Raw genomic sequence first — 17,716 nt, 5'->3', positions numbered from 1 at the left:
GCCGATGCAGCTGGTCACCGAGGACAACATCACCGAGCTCGCCGCGCGGCGCTGGTCGAGCGCGCACGATCCGCGGACCGCGGAGCTCATGTCGGCGCTCGTGCGGCACCTGCACGCCTTCGCCCGCGAAGTCCGGTTGAGCGAGACCGAGTGGATGGCCGCGATGCGGTGGCTCACCGAGACCGGGCAGATCAGCGACGAGAAGCGCGAGGAGTTCATCCTCGCCTCCGACGTGCTGGGCCTGAGCATGCTGGTCGTGCAGATGAACCACGCGTTCGACGCGAAGGCGACGCCGGCGACGGTGCTGGGCCCGTTCCACATCGACGGCTCACCGGAGAAGGAGTTCGGCGGCGACATGTCCGACGGCCTCCCGGGCGCGCCGCTCTACATCACCGGCACGGTCACCGGCCTCGACGGCTCCCCCGTCGGCGGCGCGGTCCTCGACGTCTGGCAGGCCGACGAGGAAGGCGCGTACGAGTCGCAGATCCCCGGCATCGACGAGGCCCGGCTGCGCGCGAAGTACACCACCCGCGCCGACGGGTCGTACTGCCTGCGCACGATCGCGCCGAAGGGGTACTCGATCCCGATGGACGGCCCGGTCGGCGAGCTGATCGGCGGCACCGACATCAGCCACTACCGGCCGGCGCACGTGCACTTCCTGATCAACGCCGCCGGCTACGAGCCGCTGATCACGCACCTGTTCCAGGAGGGCGCCGAGTACCTCGACAGCGACGTCGTGTTCGGCACCAAGCAGGAGCTGGTCGTCACGTTCGAGCCGCGCGAGGCCGGCCCGACCCCGGACGGCGGGCACAGCGACGGGCCGTGGATCGAAGCCCGCTACGACTTCGTGCTGCAGCCCGCGTAGCGCCTCCCGTGAGGGGCACCCTCATAGCCCTGAGGGTGCCCTTCACGGCTGATCAGCGCCCGTAACCCTCGGCGGCCAGGACCTTCCCCATCTGCTCGTAGGCCGCGGGGTCGTCGGGCGCGATCGTGGCGAGCCCGTCGACGTAGCGGTTGTACATGCAGAACGCGGCCGCGATCAGCACGGTGTCGTGCAGTTCGAGGTCCGTCGCGTCCTGGGCCCGCGCCGCGGCGACGAGCTCGTCGGTGACGTTGCGGCCGGTCTCCCGCACGGCCAGCGCGATCCGCAGCAGCGCTTTGAGCTTCTCCGACACCGGCGCGTCGTCGACCCCGGCGCACGCCGCGTCGACCACCGCGCGGCCGCCGTCGATGGTCTCGGCCGCGGTGGCGGCGTGACTGCCGGTGCAGAAGCGGCATTCGTTGCCGTTCGACACGACCGTCGCGATCAGCTCGCGCTCGCCGACCGTCAGGCTGCTCGGCCCGCGCAGGAGCGTCTGGGCCAGGAGGTTGAGCGGGACCGCGGTCTCGGGCCGGTAGGCCATCAGCGACCGGATCCCGGGCAGCTCCGGGTCGAGCGGGATGTGGGGCATGGGTGTTCCTCCTCGCGAGCGGAAGATCCAGTCTTTCCGGCGAAGGGGCCCGCGCCAACCTCCACTTTGCCCAGTGGTGCTGCGGCCGAACGGCTCCGGTCCTCCCCGCGGGCAGGTGCGGGGAGGACCGGAGCCGCCTTCTCAGCCGAGGGTGACGTCGTCGGTGTAGACCGACCCCTGGCCGTACCAGCCGTGGACGTAGATCGTCACCGCGCCCGACGCACCGGTCGTGAACGGCACCGACAGCTGCGTCCAGCCGCTGCTCGAGGTCCAGGTGCTGGCGGTCGCGCCGCCCCGGACGCCGAGGTAGGCGTAGCTGCCCTGCACCCACGCCTTGAGCGTGTACGCGTGGTTCGGCGCGAGGGTGATGTTCTGCGCGGCCTCACCGGTCGACGACGCCGTGGCCGTCACCTGCAGGGCCTTGGTGCCCGAGTGCGCGGGCGAGGCGACGACCGAGTCGCCCGCACCGACCCACGGGCTCAGCGCGCCGGTCTCGAACCCGCCGTTGACGACCGAGCCGGTCGGCACGGTGCCGTTGACGGTGAGGGTGAAGGTCGCGCTGTGGCTGCCGGAAGTTCCGGCGCCGGCCACGGTCAGCGGGTAGACGCCGGGGACCGCGGCCGAGGTCGTGGCGACCGACAGCGTCGCGCTGCCGCCCGCGGTGACCGAGCCGGGGCTGACCGACGCGGTGACGCCGGCGGGTGCGCCGGAGACCGAGAGGGCCACGGACTGGGCGGCGCCGGAGGTGACGGCGGTGGTGACCGTCGCCGAGGTGGAGGCGCCCGGGTTCACCGCGGCCGAGGCCGGGTTCGCGGCGAGGGAGAAGTCGTTGCCGGGCACGGTCGTGCCGCCGGTGAACGGCTCGAAGGCGTGGCTGAAGAACCACTGGGACTGGCTGATGCCGGAGCAGTTGTCCGCCGCCGCCCCGCCCGGGCAGCCGCCGTTGTCCCGCTGCAGCGCCCAGAAGGACAGCTCGTTGATGCCCTTGGACACGGCCCAGTTGTAGACGGTGGCCGCGTCGGCGGTCGTGAACGTCTCGGCGGGGCCGAAGTCGTCGACGCCGATCATCTCGGTGATCCCGACACTCGCCCACAGCTGGGCCTGGGTCTTGCCCGGGTAGAGCGCCGCGAGCTGGGAGACCAGGCCGGTGGCCGAGGTCTGGGTGTCGGTGGCCATCTCGTGGGCGGCGTTGTCGTAGTAGTCGAAGGTCATCATGTTGACGACGTCGACGCGGGTGCCGTTGGTGACGGCGTTGCGCAGCACGGCGAGACCGCTGTCGGCCAGGCCGCGGGTGGTCGTGGGCAGGGTGTAGGAGATCTGCAGCGGCCGGCCGGAGGCGGCGGCCCAGTCCTGGACCTTCTTGATGGCCTTGTTGCGGCGGTCGATGCCGGCTGAATTGGTGAGCGAGTTGTCCTCGATGTCCATGTCGAGGCGCGGGACGTCGTAGGTGGTGATCACCGACTCGTAGGCCGCGGCGATCGAGTCGACGTTGGTGCAGCTGTCGGCGATCTCGGTCCCGGTGTTGTCGGCGGTGTAGCCGCCGAAGGACGGGATGACGTCGCCGCCGCGCGAGCGGATGGTGGTGATGTCGGAGCCGAAGGTGGCACTCGAGATCGGCATCCCGGAGTCACCGTTCCAGTAGACGGTGCACTGCCCCTTGGTGGCGGCCTGGATGAACGCCATGGTCAGGTGCTTGGCCCCGGACGCCTGCGCGAGCGCGGCCGGGCTTTCGCCGGTCCACGCCTCGAAGTAGGGGGCGAAGACGTGCGAGGGCAGCGGCGTGGCGGCCTGGGCGGTCCCGGCCGCGGCGACCAGCGAACCGGCGGAAAATGCCGCCAGGGCAAGAGAAACGGACAATCGGGAGAAAGGTCTGCGTCGACGCACGAGCGCTCCAAAGCCGGCGGGGAGCCGTGCTGCGGCGTCGCACGGCGGGAACGTCCCCAGGATTGGATCAGACCAATCCAGGAGTCAAGGTCTAGACCACTAAACCGGCCGGATGGCCGTACTGGTTGCACCCGCCCTTTCGACACCTTCGACCACAGCGGGTGAGCAACGATCGTGACAAAGACGTTCCGTCTCCTGGGGTGGGCCGGTAGCGTGCGCCTCCATGCGGGTGATGTGGGGGAAGATCGAACAACTCAGAGTGACCATGCCGTGGCGTGCGGCACCGAGAGCCGCGCTCACCAGTCCCCTGACGCTGATCGTGGCGGCGGTGACCTCGCTGCTCGCGTGCTTCCTCGGCACCGCCGCGGTCCTGCAGGCCTCCGCGGCCGGCGGCGCGGCCGTCACCTACCAGACCGGCATCGTCTGCCCGGACGCCTACGGCCCGGTCTTCGGCAAGGGCAACATCCCCGTCGAGACCATCCCCGCGGTCACCGCCGCCGTCCAGCGCCACGCCCCCGCCCACGGCTTCGGCACCCCGATCGTCGGCCAGTACACCAACGTCCTGCTCGGCACCCAGTTCAACGGCGACCCGCACTACAAGATCCGCCTCGGCTACCGCGACCAAGCCGGGCTCGACCACCTCACCCTGCAGCAGGGCACCCGCGCACCCGGCCTGTGGCTCGGCAACGTCGTCGCCGACGGCGAACACATCGGCCTCGGCGCCCGCCCCAGCGTCCAGGGCACTCCGTTGCCGCCCGTCACCGGCATCTACCGCGACCTGCTCGACCCGCCGCCGCGCTGGTGGTGCTCCCAGCAGTCCGGCGCCGTCGTGGACCGGCTGGCCAACGACCCCATCGACTCGATCGTCTTCGCCACCGACCGTGCGAGTTTCGACAACGCCGTCCACGCCCTCGGCCTGCCGACCATGCAGTACTTCCACATCTCGTTCTACGTCCCGCCACCCACCACCCTCAGCGGCGCCGAAGACCTCCTGCGGCGCTCCCAGGACCTGGTCGCCGACGTCCGCACGGACCTCACCGCCCAGGGCCTCGGCTCCGCCGTCGCCGCCGACGTCCCGACCTTCGAACGCTCGGTGACGATCGCCCGCCAGGCCCAGGACAACGTGTTCGTCTCGATCCTGCCGCTCGCGGTGATCAGCGTGCTCGTCGGCTGCGCGGGCCTCGGCAGCGTCGCCCTGCAGTGGTACCAGCGCCGCCACGCCCAGCTGCGCCTGCTCTCCGCTCGCGGCAGCGGCCCCGGCGCCCTCGGCTGGCTCGCCATCGCCGAACTCGGCCTGCCGATCCTGCTCGGCGGCGCCGCCGGCGCGGTCGCCGCCCGCCTCCTGCTCGGCGTCTACGGACCACCCGGCACCCCCGACGCCGACGCCGAACTGCGCGCCGGCATCGTCGCCGCGGCCGTGCTGCTGCTCTCCATGACGCTGCTCGCCCTCGTCGTCGCCGTGCGGGCGCACCGCGAGTTCGAACTCGGCCGGGTACGCCGCAAGGGCAACCGGGCCCGGCTGCTCGCCTACTTCCCGTGGGAACTCGCGACCGCGGGCATGGCCTGGCTCGGCTGGACCCGCCTGGCCGGCTACAGCGCCGGCTCACGCCTCGGAAATCCATTACCCCAGGTCGACCCGCTCGCCCTGACCTACCCGGTGTTCGTCGTCCTGACCGTCGGGCTGCTGACCGCACGGCTGGCGTGGCTCGCCCTGCACGCCTCCCACCGCGCCCGCTTCTGGTCCCACCCGGCCCTGCAGCTGGCCATCCGCCGGCTGGCCGGCGCCCGCGCCCCGGTGACCGGCGTGCTCGTCATCGGCACCCTCGCCATCGGCACCCTGGCCACCGGGATCGGCATCGCCGACGGCCAGGAGGACGCCCTCGCCACCAAATCGGCGATCTTCGTCGGCAGCGACGCCCGCCTCGACACCGACAGCCCGATCGGCATGGGCACCGTCGCCATGCCCGCCGCCCTGGCCGGCACCAGCACCATCGTCGGCGAGCTCACCGGCACCGGCAGCGTCGTGCTGGTGATCGACCCCGCGACGTTCGCCAACGCCGCCGCACTCGACCGCGTCCCCGTCGACGACCTCGACGCGCTCCTGCGGAAGATCTCCCAGCCGGACCCGCACGGCACCCCCGCGATCCGGGTCGGGCACCGCGACGGCCAGTCCACCCACCTGCCCGGCGGCCTCCCCGACGCCGTGTCCGCGGGCGACCTGCCGGTGTTCCCGATGATCGGCACCTCACCCGGCTACGTCGTGTCCCGCACCGCACTGAGCCACGCCCAGCTCGACGGCATCCCCAAGTGGAGCGTCCTGACCAAAACCGCGATGGCCGACGCCACCACCGCGCTCCGCTCGGCCGGCGTCTACATCCCCAACCGCGTCAGCCGCGAATCCGCACTGGACGGCCTCCCGTTCTTCGTCGTCTCGTGGACGTTCTCCTTCGTGGCCCTGCTCGGCGCCGTCCTCGGCCTGGTCGCGATCCTCGCGCTGCTCGTCGCCGTCGAAGTCCGGCGAAGGCAGAACGCCCTCGCCGGCGCCCTCGTGCTGCGGATGGGCATGCGGCCACGGACCCTGCTCGCCAGCCACCTCATGGAACTCGGCGCCCTCAGCGGGCTCGCCATCGTCGTCGGCGTGGTCTGTGGGATCTCCGTCGCGGGCCTCTCGGTGCCGCGGTTCGACCCCGCGACGTTCCTCGCCCCCCGCTCCGAGCTACCCGACCCACTGCCGTTCGTGCTGACCGTGCTGGCCGTCGGCGTGCTCGTGGTGGGCCTGGCCGGCTGGATCGCGGTGCGCTCGGTGCGCACCGCCCGGACCGCGGAGCTGATCCGTGCCTGAAAAACCGATCTTCCAGCTCCGCGGCATCGGCGTCGACTACCAGACACCCGCCGGCATCGTCACCGGCGTCGACGACGTCAGCATCGACGTCCCCGCCCGCGGCATGACCGTCCTCGCCGGCCCGTCCGGCTCCGGAAAATCCACCCTCCTGCGCGTCCTCGGGCTGTTCGAACAACCCGCCCGCGGCACCCTGACGTTCCAGGGCGCCGACGTCCGCAAGCTCAAACACCGCGAACGACGCGCCCTCCGGCGCCACCACCTGGGCCTGGTGTTCCAGAACCCCTCCGACAACCTGCTCGGCTACCTCTCGGTCGCCGACAACCTCCGCGCCGCCGCCGAAGCCGCCGGCACCCACTGCCGCCCCGACGACATCCTCGCCCAGCTCGGCCTGCACGACACCGGCGGCTGGAAGATCTCCGCCCTCTCCGGCGGCCAGCAGCAACGGCTCGCCTTCGGCTGCGTCCTCGCGGCCCGCTCGACGGTCATCCTCGCCGACGAACCGACCTCCCAGCTCGACGAAGCCTCGGCCGACCTCGTCCTCGACACCCTGCAATACCTGGTGGACCAGGACTTCGCGGTCCTGGTGGCCTCACACGACGAACGCCTCATCGACCTCGGCGCCCGGATCGCCCGCCTCCACAAGGGCGCCCTCGAAGGCATCGAAGAACGGGAGCCGCGGCCGTGACCGCCGAAACCGCACCGTCCATGCTCGAAGCCGTCGGCCTGCGCCGCAGCTTCGCCCACCCCAGCGGCGACATCGAAGTCCTGCGCGGCCTCGAACTGCGCGTCGCCGCCGGCGAACTCGTCACCGTCTCCGGCCGATCCGGCTCCGGCAAAAGCGCACTGCTGGCCCTGCTCTGCGGGTTCGACTCCCCCGACTCTGGCTGCGTGCTCCTCGACGGCGTCCCCATCAGCGGCGCACCACCGTGGCACACCTGCGCGGTCCTGCCCCAGGCCCTCGGCCTCGCCAACGAACTCACCATCGCCGAAAACGTCGCCCTGCCCCTGCGGCTGCGCTCCGACATCCCCCGCCCGTCCCGCCAGGTCATCCAGGACCGCGTCACCGACCTGCTCGACGAACTCGGCATCGGCGACCTCGGCGACCGCTACCCCCTCGAAGTGTCCTTCGGCCAGCAACAACGCGTCGCCCTGGCCCGCGCCGTCGCCGGCCGCCCCCGGATCCTGCTCACCGACGAACCCACCGCCCACCTCGACGGCGGCAGCACCCCCCGCGTCCTGAAGCTGCTACGCCGTTGCGCGGCGGAAGGCGCGGCCGTCATCGTCGCCACCCACGACGACGAAGTCCACCGCATAGCCGACCGCCGCGTCCGCCTCCTCGACGGCGTCCTCACCGCCCTGCTCGACTGAAGTCCGTGAATGGCACATCGAGGGACTCAGAGTCCCTCGATGTGCCATTCACGGCTTACGCCAAGGCGGTCGAACGGCTCACGTCCTCCCACGCGGCCAAATCCGCCGCCAACACCTCGTGGTGACCCCGGATCGCCTCGACGGCGTCCGCGCCCAGCGCCAGCCGCAACGGGGCGTCCTCACTCGCCACAGCCCGCACGATCGCCGCCGCGGCCTTCGCCGGATCACCCGGCTGCGTGCCGTCCATGCCCTCGACCGCACCACGCGTCCCCGACGTCGACACCGCGTAGGCGTCGATCGTGCGGGAACGGTGCATCCGGTCACCACCGAACTCGGTGCGGAACGCCCCCGGCTCGACGATCAGCACCCGCACCCCGAACGGCGCCACCTCCGCCGCGAGCGCCTCCGAGAGCCCCTCCAACGCGAACTTCGCCGCGCAGTACGCCCCGAACCCCGGCATCGACAGCTGCCCACCCATCGAACTGATCTGCACGACCGTCCCGCTGCCCTGCGCCCGCAGGTGCGGCACCACGGCCTTCGTCACCTCGACCGCGCCGAAGAACATCACCTCCATCAACCCGCGCAGCTCCGCCATCGTCAGCTCCTCGACCGCGCCGACCGAACCGTTGCCGGCGTTGTTCACCACGACGTCGATCCGCCCGAACGTCTCCAGCGCCGTCTTCACCGCCGCGTCGACCTGACCGGCGTCGGTGACGTCCAACGCCGCCGTCCGGACCCTGTCGCCACCCGCCACTTCCAGGTCCTTCAAGGTTTCCGGCCGCCGGGCGGTGGCCAGCACCCGATCGCCGGCCGCGAGAGCGGCCAGCGCCACCTCCCGGCCGAAGCCGGAAGAGCAGCCCGTGATCAGCCAGACGCGGCCGTCGGTGTTCGTCATCTCCGTGGTCCTCCCAGTACGTTTCCTCCGTCCATCCTGCGGAAGATCACGCACACGGCGCCAACACCGATCACCTGGCACAGCTACAGTCAAAACCTGTGACCCCCGAGCTGCGGCAACTGCGCTACTTCGTCGCCGTCGCCGACGAAACCAGCTTCACCCGCGCCGCCACCGGCCTGCACATCGCCCAGCAATCCCTCTCCCAGCAGATCACCGTCCTCGAACGCACCCTCGGCGCCCGACTGTTCGACCGCGACGCCCGCGGCACCCGCCTCACCGCCGTCGGCGCACTCTTCCTGCCCGAAGCCCGCGCGGTACTCGCCCGAGCCGACGACGCCGTCGCGACCCTCGGCCGCGCCGTCCGCGGCGAAATCGGCACCATCCGGCTCGCCTTCCTCACCACCACCGCCAACTACCTGCTGCCACCCATCGTCCGCGCGGCCCGCGAACGATTCCCCGCCCTCGAGGTCCACACCGCCGAAGCAGCCATCGCCGACCTCGTCGACGGCCTCCGCGAACGCCGCTTCGACCTGGCCTTCACCCGCCCACCCCTCGTCGACGACCTCACCTCACGGACCCTCATGACCGAAGAGGTCTGCGCCGTCCTCCCCCAAGACCACCCACTGGCCACCCGCACGGCACTCACCCTCGCCGACCTCGCCGACGAACCCTGGGTCCTCACCCCACGCAGCAGCTGGGAACCCTGGCACCGCAGCTACGACGACGACTTCGCCACCGCCGGCTACACCCCCCACGTCGTCCAGCGCGCCCCCACCGTCCAAGGACTGCTCGGCCTCGTCGCCGCCGGAGTCGGCGTCACCCGGCTGACCCGCTCCTCCCACAGCCTCCGCCGCACCGGCGTCGCCTTCGTCCCCCTCACCGGCGACATCGCCCGAACCGAACTCGTCTGGCTGCCCACCAACGACAACCCCGCCCGGCACACCATCACCGACGTCGCCACCGAACTCGCCGCCACCACCGACCTCACCCAAGCCGGCTAGCAAGTGCCCGCGAAAGTAACTGCCGCACGCAGCGACCGGAACTTTCCCAGGTGAGACCGCGACTCTGTGACCCGTGACGCACGGTGTCCGACGACCGGGCCGATCACCTGATCCGTAGAATCAGCCGTGATGCGACGACTTCGGTGGTACTGGGGGGCGCTGGTCCTCGTCAGCGTGGCCCTCCTCGTGGGTTTCTTCGCCTTCTTCGGCTCCGAAAGCCAACCCGGACAACCCCAACCCCGCCAAGGCCCGCCCGGCACCGGCCCGCTCACCGTCGTCGCCATGGGCGACAGCACCGCCTCCGGCGAAGGCGCCGGCCAGTACACACCCACCACCAACGGCCAGGGCGGCGACTGGTGCCACCGCTCCCCCAACGCCTTCGTCGAAAAGATTGCCGTCCCCGGCATCACCGCCCACGTCAACCTCGCCTGCTCCGGCGCCCCCGCCGAACAGGTCGCTCTCGGCGGCGTCAAGCAGTGGACCGAAGGCTCACAAGCACAACAGCTCGCCGCCCTGGTCAAGGACCACCGCGTCGCCGCCGTCGTGATCGCCGTCGGCGCCAACGACGACCCCAAGTTCTCCAACCAGGTCACCGACTGCTTCAAAGCGTGGTTCGACCCGGGCGGCCCGCCGTGCAGCACAGCACTCAAGCAGAGCTGGCAGTCCAAAGTGGACGCCATGGTCCCGAAGGTCGCCGCCGCCGTCTCCGACGTCAAGAAAGTACTGGCCCAGGCCGGTTACGTACCCGCGGACTACCAGCTGATCCTGCAGTCCTACGCCGCCCCGATCGGCCCCGACGTCCCCGAAGACCTGCGCAGCCTCAACGGCTGCCCGTTCCGGGTCGAAGACCTGCGCTGGATCTCCCAGACCGGCATCGGCGTCCTGTCCTCCGGCATCAAAACGGCCGCCCGGCAGACCGGCGCCCGGTTCCTGGACCTCGCCAAGGCCGGCGTGCAGCACGAAGCGTGCAGCGGCGGCGCCAACCCCGCGACGGAATGGTTCACCCGCCTGACGCTCCAGCTCGCCGACCTCGGCCAAGCCGACCGGGCGGGCCACGCGCTGCAGGAGTCGTTCCACCCCAACGCCGCCGGCCACACCGCGATCGCCAACTGCCTCACGGAGTTCATGGCCACCCGCGAGGGCAACGCCTCCTGCCTCGCGGGCGCGGACGGCAAGCTCCACGCGGCCCCGGAGGTCGTCGCCCGCTGACCTTCCCTGCTCTTGAGCAGGGTTGAGTCGTGCCGTCTGCACTTACTGGACCGCAAGGTCTTTCACTATCGCCCCGCGGTATAGGGCGTTATACACTTAAAGATCGAGGGCGGCTCGCAGTGCGATGTCGATGCGCTCTTGGACCTCCTGGTCGATCTCCGCGAGGCGCTCGTCGAACCACGGGCGGTAGAGCCGCGTGAGGTTGAGCGTCGACACCCAGTAGCGGGCGTCGATCGCCACGCCGAGGATGTCCTGGGGGTCGCGGTCGAGCAGTTCGGTGCCGAGCAGCCAGGGGCGCTCGGACTCGTTCACCCCGTCCGAGGACAGCAGCACGACCGTGCGCTGCCGGGCCGGATCGGTCGGGGGGTGGTACGTCCAGACTTCACCCCTGCGCACGCAGATCCTTTTCCGCCGCGGTGCGCTCGGCCTCGTCGAAGTCCGCGACGGCCGGTTCCGGCTTCTGCGGGGTGTAGCCCGTGCGTACCGCCTCGCGCCTGGCCGCCTTCGACAGCCAGGACGAGACCGAGATCCCGTGTGCTTTCGCGGCGCGTTCGGCGAAGTCCAAGGCGCCGCTGTCCAGCGAAAGAGTCACCTTACGTGTTGCCATACCTTTTACCGTACCAGTCCCCCGGTACCCGGCTACCTGCCCGGTGTCAGAACGTAGGCGAACGTCCCTCGAACGGCGTAGAGAGGACTACCGTGGTGCGAGTGGACACCTTGGCGGCCTCCCGGATCCGGCGCAGCAGGTCCTCCAGCGCCAGCGGCGACTGGACGCGCACCAGCAGGATGTAGGACTCGTCGCCGGCGACCGAGTAGCAGGACTCGATCTCCTTGATGTGCTGGATCCGCTGCGGGTAGTCGTCGGGCGCGCCGGGGTCGTTGGGCGTCAGCGAGATCAGGGCCGTCAGCGGCAGCCCGATCTGCTCGCCGTCGAGCCGCGCGGTGTACCCGAGGATGACCCCGCGCTGCTCGAGGCGGCGCACCCGCTGGTGCACCGCCGACACCGAAAGCCCGACGCGTTCGGCGAGGTCGGTGAAGCTGCGGCGCCCGTCGGCCGCGAGTTCCTCGACGATCGACTGGTCGAGCGGCTCCAGGCCACCGGTGGTCATGCGTCCAGCACGACGAGTTCGTGCGGCCGGTTGTTGACGGACTCGACGCCGTCCGCGGTGACGATCACGATGTCCTCGATGCGGGCGCCCCAGCGGCCCGCCTGGTAGATGCCCGGCTCGACGCTGAAGGCCATGCCCGGCTCCAGCGGCAGCGTGTTGCCCGCGATGATGTAGGGCTCCTCGTGCACGTCCAGGCCGATGCCGTGCCCGGTGCGGTGGATGAAGTACTCGCCGAACCCGGCCTCGGTGATGACGTCGCGCGCGGCGGCGTCGACCGCCTCGGCCGTGACCCCCGGCTTCACCGCGGCGACCGAGGCGGCCTGGGCGCGCTGCAGCACGGCGTAGGTCTCGGCGACGTCGGCGTCGCGCGGCGCGCCGACCGAGTAGGTGCGGGTGGAGTCGGAGTTGTAGCCGGCCGGCAGCGGCCCGCCGATGTCGACGACCACGACGTCACCCCGGTTGATGACGCGGTCGGAGACGTCGTGGTGCGGGCTGGCGCCGTTCGGGCCGGAACCGACGATCACGAAGTCCGCCCGGACGTGGCCCTCCTCGACGATCGCCGCGGTGATGTCCGCGCCGACCTCGGCCTCGGTGCGGCCCGGGCGCAGCCACTCGTGGACGCGGGCGTGCACGCGGTCGATGGCCGCGCCGGCCTCCCGCAGCGACGCGATCTCGGCGGCGTCCTTGCGCATCCGCAGCTCGCGCACGACCGGGCCGGCGAGGGTCTGCTCGGCCTCGCCGAGCGCCGCGCGCAGGGCCAGCACGTGCAGGGCCGGGGTGAAGTCGCTGACCGCGACGCGGCCGGCCTTGCCGAGCCGGTCGGCCACCAGCTTGTACGGGTCGTCACCGTCCACCCAGGTCAGCAGTTCGACGCCGAGCTCGTCGGTCGGCACGTCGGCGTAACCGGGCGCTTCCAGCTTCGGCACGACCAGCGCGGGTGTGCCGTCGGCGGGGACGACGAGGGTGGTGAGGCGCTCGAACGAGCCGCCGGCCTGGCCGATCAGGTAGCGCAGGTCGGAACCGGGCGCGATCAGCAGGGCGTCGGTGTCCGCGGCGGCCGCGGCGGTGCGGGCACGGTCCAGGCGGGCGCGCAGGGCTGCGGCGTCGGGGGCGGGCGTGTGGAGGGAACGGCGCGACATGGGGCGAGCCTAGCCGGGCCGCCCGGGTGATCCATCCGCCCGGTGGTGCGACATGCCGGAGCCACCTCCGACCGTGCTGGGTGGCGCGTGGCATGCCGGTCGGCGGCGCCGGGGCGTGGCAGGCTGTACGCGTGACCGGACCCCTTGCGCTGCTCGACTCCGCGAGCCTCTACTTCCGCTCGTTCTTCGCCCTGCCCGACTCGATGCGCGCCGACGACGGCACCCAGGTGAACGCCGTGCGCGGGTTCACCGACACGATCGCGCGGATCCTCACCGACCGGCGCCCCTCGCGGCTGGTGTGCTGCATGGACGCGGACTGGCGGCCGAAGTTCCGGACCGACCTGCTGCCCAGCTACAAGGCCCACCGGGTGGCCCAGGAGACCACGGGCCAGGCGCCCGACGTCGAAGTGGTGCCCGACACCCTGACCCCGCAGGTGCCGATCATCCTCGACGTCCTCGAGGCGTTCGGCTTCGCCACCGCGGAGGCGGCCGGCTACGAGGCCGACGACGTCATCGGCGCGCTGGCCCACCGCGAGAAGAAGGACGCGGTCGAGGTCATCACCGGCGACCGCGACCTGTTCCAGCTGGTGCGCGACGAGCCGACCCCGACGTTGGTCGTCTACGTCGGCAAGGGCTGGGCGAAGGCGGAGGCGCTCGGCCCCGACGAGATCGCCGAGCGCTACAGCGTCCCCCGCGAGAGCGCCGGCCCCGCCTACGCGGACATGTCCATGATGCGCGGCGACCCCTCGGACGGGCTGCCCGGCGTCGCCGGGATCGGCGAGAAGACCGCGGCGAAGCTGATCACCGAGTTCGGCTCCCTCGACGCGCTCCTGAAGGCCGCGGCGGCGAGCGACTCCCGCGTCCCGTTGAAGACGCGGCTGCGGCTGGCCGACGCCGCCGACTACCTGGCCGTCGCGCCGACGGTGGTCCGGGTCGCGGTCGACGCGCCGGTGGAGCAGTCGCGCCCGGACAAGGTCCCGGCCACGCCGGCCGACCCGGACCGCGTCGCCGAGCTGGCCGAGCGCTGGAACCTCGGCAAGTCCGTGGACCGGCTCATCGAGGCCCTGCCCGGTTCTTAGAAGGGCGTCCCGCACCACGGCGCGGTGACCGTGGTGAACAGCTCGTCCGCCCGGGCCGTCGCCGCCGGGTCGTGGACCGTGATCCGGCCCGCTTCGGCCAGCGCGGACGCGCTCCACTCCCCCAGGTAGAGCATGGCCAGGGTGTCGACGTCCAGGCTCAGGTGCGCGGCGGCCTCGGTGCGGCGGGCGCCGTCCGGACCGACCTCGTAGTGCCCGGTGTTCGCCGTCAGCTGCCGGTCGGTCACAACGAGGACCACCGGGGCGGCGTCGCGGTAGGTACGCGCGTCCAGCGCGGTGCCGACGTCGATCAGGCGCAGCCACAGGTCGTCCTCGACCTCGGCCGTGCGGGCGTGCCGGTGGTCGGCCATCATCGCCGCCAGCGGCTCGTCGACCGGGCGGAACCGGGCGCGGACCCCCGAAACCAGGTCCACCGACAGCAGGAACCGCCAGAGCGCGACGCGCGCGGCGGTGTCGGCCGCGTGCAGGTCGCGCACCTTCAGCACCGCGCCCTCGTCCGGTGCCTCGAGGGTGCGGCGGTTCACGGTGCCGTACACGGCGAAGCCGTCGTCCCCGTCCGGTCCACTGTGGACGACCACGACGTGGTCCCCGGCCGGACCGACGAGCCGGTCGTGCGAGAACGCCCACCACCCCGGCGGGCGGCCCATCATGCCGGCCCGGTGCAGCCCGATCCGCTGGTACAGCGAGGGAATCTCCTTGACGGCCTCGTCCGGGGTGAGCATCCGGACCCGCCCGGCGACCGGCAGGCGTTCGTGCAGGCGCGCGGCGGGCCGCGGGATCCAGGCCGTCTTGCCGAGCGTCGCGGAGCCGTAACCGGCGCGGCCGTAGATGGTCGGCTCGCTCGCGTGCAACGCGGCCAGCGGCAGGCCGCGCGCGGCGACGTCGGCCAGCTGCGTGGCCATCAGCGCGCTGAACACCCCACGGCGGGTCCAGTCGGCGCGCACGCCCACCCCGTCGACCGCCGCGACGCCGAGCGTGCGCCCGCCCGGCACGGCGATCTCCGTCTCGTAGGAGCTCGTGATGCCGATCGGGGTCTCGCCGTCGAACGCGGCGAACTTGTGCACCGCCGGCCAGGACTCCCCGTAGCGGGACCAGTCTTCGTCGCCGATCCGGTTGCTGTGCAGCGAGCGACCCAGCAGGTCGAACGTGCTGCGGCGCTCGGCTTCGGTGATGGGGCGGACGTCGAAGGTGGTCATGCGCCCGATCATGCCGGGACACCCACGACGCGGCATCCCCTTTTAGCGCAGGCCGTCAGCCCGGCGGATCGACGCGGTAGCGGCCGTCCGCGTCGAGCACGGTGATCGGGACCCGCTTCGCCGTCCCCCCGATCTGGGCCGTGCAGACGAACGCGCGCCCGGCGCTGACGGGCTGACCGACCGGGCAGCTCACACCGCCGACGTCGGCGATGTGGAAGCTCTCGACGAGGATCTTCCGGACGCCGTCGCGGACCGCGACCGGGTCGAGCACCTTCACCGGCGCACTCGTGGAGGCCGGCGTGCTGCGGCTCGGCAGCACCGGCGCCGGGACCGACGCGGTGCAGCCCGCGAGCACGCAGCACAGCCCGAGGAACGCGAGGAAACGCCTGGTCACGGTGCTCACCCCCGGCGGTGCGGACTCAGAAGAAGCTACCGCACCAGGACTGGACGCGCGTGCTGAACAGGACGTCGGCGGCCGCGGGGGCGGCCGGGTCGCGGACCTCGATCCGGCCGGCGTCGGCGAGCGCCGAGGCGCGCCAGGTGCCGAGGTAGAGCATCGCGAGCGTGGTGACGTCGAGGGCGAGCGCGGCCGGTCCCCCGGTGCGCTCGGCGCCGTCCGGCGTGATCCGGTAGGTGCCGGAGTTGGCCGGCAGCAACGGATCGGTGACCTCGACGACGACCGGGGCGGCGTGGCCGTACTCGCGGGCGGCCAAGGCCCTCGGGACGTCGACGAGCCGCAGCCAGTGCTCGTCCTCGACGCGGTCGACGTTGCCCTGGCGGTGATCGGCCAGGATCAGCTCGACCGGCTCGTCCAGCGGCCGTTCCTCGGCGACGATCCGGTCCACCAGGTCGATGCCGAGCAGGAACCGCCACAACCCGGCCAGCGCGGCCGGCGTGCCGGCGAACATGTCCGGCACCTCCAGGGTCTTGGTCCACGGGTGGGCCTGCAGGCCGCCGACGACGTAGAGGGCGTAACCGTCGGGCCCGTCCGGGCCGTGGTGCACGAGCGCCTTCACCGGATCGGTGCTGCGGCGGAGGTGGTTCTCGTAGAGCCGCCACAGCACCTCCGGGCGGGTCATCATCCCGGGCCGGTGCTCGACGCGCTCGTAGACGCCCGGCAGGGCCGCGACGGCGTCGTCCAGCTCCAGCAGCTCGACCTCGCCCGCGGCGGGCGCGTCCGGCCGCACCCGCGCGCGGTGCCGGTCGACGCTGTAGGTCCGGCTGCGCGTCGCCAAGCCGTAGCCGTACCGGCCGTAGATGAGCGCCTCGGACGCGAGCAGGTTCGCGAACACCACCCCGCGCGCGGCGAAGTCCGCCAGCTGAGCGGACATCATGGCCCGCAGCACGCCGCGGCGCGTCCGATCGGCGCGGACACCGACGCCCGTCACGCCGGCCATCGGCAGCCGGGCGCCACCCGGCACCGTCAGCTCGGCGTCGAAAGCCCGGGCGGTACCGATGAAATCCGGGTCGAACACCCCGATCGTGCCGCCGGACTGGTAGGCGCGCGCGGCACGTTCCCAGTCCTTGTCGTCGGACGGCGGCACGTGCACGGTGGCGCGGAAGAGGGTGCTCGCGGCGCGGTGCTCGTCGTCGCGCAGCGTCCGGATCTCGAAGTCGGTCATCCCCGGATCATCTCCGGAGACGGCGGAGTCCGGCCACCGCAATTCGCGGCGACCGGACTCGGCCGGACGTCAAACGCTACTTGGTGGCGGGCGGGGACACCTCGTAGTTGCCCCCGTCACCCTTCACCGTGATCGGGATCTGCTGCGGCTTGCCGCCGATCGTGGCGGTGCACTCGAACTTCGCACCGTCCTCGACCTTCTGCTCGGCCGGGCAGGTCACGCCGGTGACGCCGTCGATCTTGTACGTGTCGGACAGCAGCTTCTGCACGTCCGTCTGCATCTGGGTGTTGTTGAAGACCTGCGTCTTGAAGAACCCGGGCGCGACGAAACCGAGGATGCCGACCACCGCGACCACCACGACCAGCACCACGATGCCGATCAGCAGGCCCTTCTTCGACTTCGCCGGCTTCTCCCCTTCGGGAGCCGCGGCGCCGCCGGGGAACTGCTGCTGGCCGTAGTCGTACTGGCCCTGCCCCCCGGGTGGCTGCTGCCCGTACCCGGGCTGCGCCTGCGGCCCGCTTTGCGGGTACTGCCCACCGGGCGGCTGCTGGCCGTACCCCGGCTGCGCCTGCGGGCCGCTCTGCGGATACCCGCCACCGGGCTGCTGCCCGTACGGCGGTGGCTGCTGGCCCCACTGCGGCTGCTGCGGCGGGGTGTACCCGCCGGGCTGCTGACCCCACTGCTGCGGCTGCTGGGGTTGCTGCGGCTGACCCCACTGCTGCTGGTTGGGGTCGTACGGCGGCTGCTGCGGCTGCTGCTGGCCCCACTGAGGCTGTTCCTGCGGGCCGCTCGGCGGGTACGCGCCGCCCGGCTGCTGCCCGTACTGGGGCTGCTGTGGGTCGTTGCCGCCATACGGCGTGCTCATCGTCTGCCTCCGCCTGCTTCGTTCATCTCATGCCCAGC

General features: G+C 71.9%; 18 protein-coding genes. 7 read left to right on the top strand and 11 right to left on the bottom strand.

The window, feature by feature from the left end:
- Window positions 1-4 precede the first annotated feature (4 nt).
- Window positions 5-865 (top strand): dioxygenase family protein, encoded by an 861-nt coding sequence (locus OHS58_RS12640; protein ID WP_328648329.1) that lies wholly within the window; start codon window positions 5-7, stop codon window positions 863-865.
- 52 nt (window positions 866-917) lie between these two features.
- On the opposite strand, the gene OHS58_RS12635 is transcribed toward OHS58_RS12640, so the two are convergent.
- On the bottom strand, window positions 918-1,451 hold the full coding sequence (locus tag OHS58_RS12635) for a carboxymuconolactone decarboxylase family protein (protein ID WP_326953242.1): 534 nt from the start codon (window positions 1,449-1,451) through the stop codon (window positions 918-920).
- Between the two features lie 141 nt (window positions 1,452-1,592).
- Window positions 1,593-3,308, bottom strand: a complete 1,716-nt coding sequence (locus tag OHS58_RS12630; protein WP_326953241.1) for a glycosyl hydrolase family 18 protein — start codon at window positions 3,306-3,308, stop codon at window positions 1,593-1,595.
- A gap of 292 nt (window positions 3,309-3,600) precedes the next feature.
- Between OHS58_RS12630 and OHS58_RS12625 the strand changes: the two genes are divergently transcribed.
- Genes OHS58_RS12625 through OHS58_RS12615 form a run of 3 tightly spaced genes read left to right on the top strand, consistent with a single transcriptional unit; the run spans window position 3,601 to window position 7,545 of the window.
- Window positions 3,601-6,177, top strand: coding sequence for an FtsX-like permease family protein (locus OHS58_RS12625; protein ID WP_328648328.1), 2,577 nt, complete (start codon window positions 3,601-3,603; stop codon window positions 6,175-6,177).
- Complete coding sequence (locus OHS58_RS12620) at window positions 6,170-6,862, top strand: ABC transporter ATP-binding protein (RefSeq protein ID WP_326953240.1); 693 nt, start codon at window positions 6,170-6,172, stop codon at window positions 6,860-6,862. The genes OHS58_RS12625 and OHS58_RS12620 overlap by 8 nt, the downstream gene beginning before the upstream one ends.
- Window positions 6,863-6,882: 20 nt before the next feature.
- Window positions 6,883-7,545, top strand: a complete 663-nt coding sequence (locus tag OHS58_RS12615) for an ABC transporter ATP-binding protein (protein ID WP_247064298.1) — start codon at window positions 6,883-6,885, stop codon at window positions 7,543-7,545.
- A 55-nt stretch (window positions 7,546-7,600) separates the two neighbouring features.
- Here the strand turns inward: OHS58_RS12615 and OHS58_RS12610 are convergent, their stop codons facing one another.
- On the bottom strand, window positions 7,601-8,440 hold the full coding sequence (locus OHS58_RS12610; protein WP_326949682.1) for an oxidoreductase: 840 nt from the start codon (window positions 8,438-8,440) through the stop codon (window positions 7,601-7,603).
- Between the two features lie 98 nt (window positions 8,441-8,538).
- On the opposite strand from OHS58_RS12610, the gene OHS58_RS12605 reads away from it, so the two are divergent.
- Together OHS58_RS12605 and OHS58_RS12600 are read left to right on the top strand one after the other, a co-directional pair.
- Window positions 8,539-9,441: a LysR family transcriptional regulator gene (locus OHS58_RS12605; protein ID WP_328648327.1), complete on the top strand. Its 903-nt coding sequence runs from the start codon at window positions 8,539-8,541 to the stop codon at window positions 9,439-9,441.
- Window positions 9,442-9,570: 129 nt separating this feature from the next.
- The gene (locus tag OHS58_RS12600) at window positions 9,571-10,650 is read left to right on the top strand and encodes a GDSL-type esterase/lipase family protein (RefSeq protein WP_328648326.1); all 1,080 of its coding nucleotides are present in this window, start codon (window positions 9,571-9,573) and stop codon (window positions 10,648-10,650) included.
- Between the two features lie 96 nt (window positions 10,651-10,746).
- On the opposite strand, the gene OHS58_RS12595 is transcribed toward OHS58_RS12600, so the two are convergent.
- Genes OHS58_RS12595 through OHS58_RS12580 form a run of 4 tightly spaced genes read right to left on the bottom strand, consistent with a single transcriptional unit; the run spans window position 10,747 to window position 12,898 of the window.
- Window positions 10,747-11,046, bottom strand: a complete 300-nt coding sequence (locus OHS58_RS12595) for a hypothetical protein (protein ID WP_247051866.1) — start codon at window positions 11,044-11,046, stop codon at window positions 10,747-10,749.
- Window positions 11,033-11,257, bottom strand: a complete 225-nt coding sequence (locus OHS58_RS12590) for a hypothetical protein (RefSeq protein WP_247051867.1) — start codon at window positions 11,255-11,257, stop codon at window positions 11,033-11,035. Before OHS58_RS12590 ends, OHS58_RS12595 begins: the two co-directional genes overlap by 14 nt.
- Window positions 11,258-11,303: 46 nt before the next feature.
- The gene (locus OHS58_RS12585) at window positions 11,304-11,759 is read right to left on the bottom strand and encodes an Lrp/AsnC family transcriptional regulator (protein WP_247051868.1); all 456 of its coding nucleotides are present in this window, start codon (window positions 11,757-11,759) and stop codon (window positions 11,304-11,306) included.
- Window positions 11,756-12,898 carry a M24 family metallopeptidase gene (locus OHS58_RS12580; protein WP_326953236.1) on the bottom strand — a complete coding sequence of 381 codons (1,143 nt, stop codon included), beginning with the start codon at window positions 12,896-12,898 and terminating at the stop codon, window positions 11,756-11,758. The genes OHS58_RS12585 and OHS58_RS12580 overlap by 4 nt, the downstream gene beginning before the upstream one ends.
- A 131-nt stretch (window positions 12,899-13,029) precedes the next feature.
- On the opposite strand from OHS58_RS12580, the gene OHS58_RS12575 reads away from it, so the two are divergent.
- Window positions 13,030-13,977, top strand: a complete 948-nt coding sequence (locus OHS58_RS12575; RefSeq protein WP_326949687.1) for a 5'-3' exonuclease — start codon at window positions 13,030-13,032, stop codon at window positions 13,975-13,977.
- Here OHS58_RS12575 and OHS58_RS12570 read toward each other — a convergent pair.
- The 4 genes from OHS58_RS12570 to OHS58_RS12555 form a co-directional block, all read right to left on the bottom strand.
- Window positions 13,974-15,191 (bottom strand): GNAT family N-acetyltransferase, encoded by a 1,218-nt coding sequence (locus tag OHS58_RS12570; RefSeq protein ID WP_328648325.1) that lies wholly within the window; start codon window positions 15,189-15,191, stop codon window positions 13,974-13,976. The two genes, OHS58_RS12575 and OHS58_RS12570, sit on opposite strands and share 4 nt — an antisense overlap.
- Before the next feature lie 55 nt (window positions 15,192-15,246).
- A complete protein-coding gene (locus OHS58_RS12565; protein ID WP_328648324.1) occupies window positions 15,247-15,585 on the bottom strand; it encodes a DUF4333 domain-containing protein in 339 nt (112 codons plus the stop codon).
- A gap of 25 nt (window positions 15,586-15,610) precedes the next feature.
- Window positions 15,611-16,813 carry a GNAT family N-acetyltransferase gene (locus OHS58_RS12560; protein ID WP_326949690.1) on the bottom strand — a complete coding sequence of 401 codons (1,203 nt, stop codon included), beginning with the start codon at window positions 16,811-16,813 and terminating at the stop codon, window positions 15,611-15,613.
- Window positions 16,814-16,889: 76 nt separating this feature from the next.
- Window positions 16,890-17,678: a DUF4333 domain-containing protein gene (locus OHS58_RS12555; RefSeq protein WP_328648323.1), complete on the bottom strand. Its 789-nt coding sequence runs from the start codon at window positions 17,676-17,678 to the stop codon at window positions 16,890-16,892.
- Window positions 17,679-17,716 lie beyond the last annotated feature (38 nt).

Source organism: Amycolatopsis sp. NBC_00348, from assembly GCF_036114655.1.
Taxonomy (GTDB): domain Bacteria; phylum Actinomycetota; class Actinomycetes; order Mycobacteriales; family Pseudonocardiaceae; genus Amycolatopsis.
The sequence above is the reverse complement of the archived record's forward strand: the minus strand, read 5'-3'. Positions and strand labels throughout refer to the sequence as shown.

Bases quoted from the DNA above. Each gene is read 5' to 3' on its own strand.
- OHS58_RS12640 (WP_328648329.1), top strand. From the start codon at position 5: ATGCAGCTGGTCACCGAGGACAACATCACCGAGCTCGCCGCGCGGCGC.
- OHS58_RS12635 (WP_326953242.1), bottom strand. From the start codon at position 1,451: ATGCCCCACATCCCGCTCGACCCGGAGCTGCCCGGGATCCGGTCGCTG.
- OHS58_RS12625 (WP_328648328.1), top strand. From the start codon at position 3,601: ATGCCGTGGCGTGCGGCACCGAGAGCCGCGCTCACCAGTCCCCTGACG.
- OHS58_RS12615 (WP_247064298.1), top strand. From the start codon at position 6,883: ATGCTCGAAGCCGTCGGCCTGCGCCGCAGCTTCGCCCACCCCAGCGGC.
- OHS58_RS12610 (WP_326949682.1), bottom strand. From the start codon at position 8,440: ATGACGAACACCGACGGCCGCGTCTGGCTGATCACGGGCTGCTCTTCC.
- OHS58_RS12600 (WP_328648326.1), top strand. From the start codon at position 9,571: ATGCGACGACTTCGGTGGTACTGGGGGGCGCTGGTCCTCGTCAGCGTG.
- OHS58_RS12590 (WP_247051867.1), bottom strand. From the start codon at position 11,257: ATGGCAACACGTAAGGTGACTCTTTCGCTGGACAGCGGCGCCTTGGAC.
- OHS58_RS12585 (WP_247051868.1), bottom strand. From the start codon at position 11,759: ATGACCACCGGTGGCCTGGAGCCGCTCGACCAGTCGATCGTCGAGGAA.
- OHS58_RS12580 (WP_326953236.1), bottom strand. From the start codon at position 12,898: ATGTCGCGCCGTTCCCTCCACACGCCCGCCCCCGACGCCGCAGCCCTG.
- OHS58_RS12570 (WP_328648325.1), bottom strand. From the start codon at position 15,191: ATGACCACCTTCGACGTCCGCCCCATCACCGAAGCCGAGCGCCGCAGC.
- OHS58_RS12560 (WP_326949690.1), bottom strand. From the start codon at position 16,813: ATGACCGACTTCGAGATCCGGACGCTGCGCGACGACGAGCACCGCGCC.
- OHS58_RS12555 (WP_328648323.1), bottom strand. From the start codon at position 17,678: ATGAGCACGCCGTATGGCGGCAACGACCCACAGCAGCCCCAGTACGGG.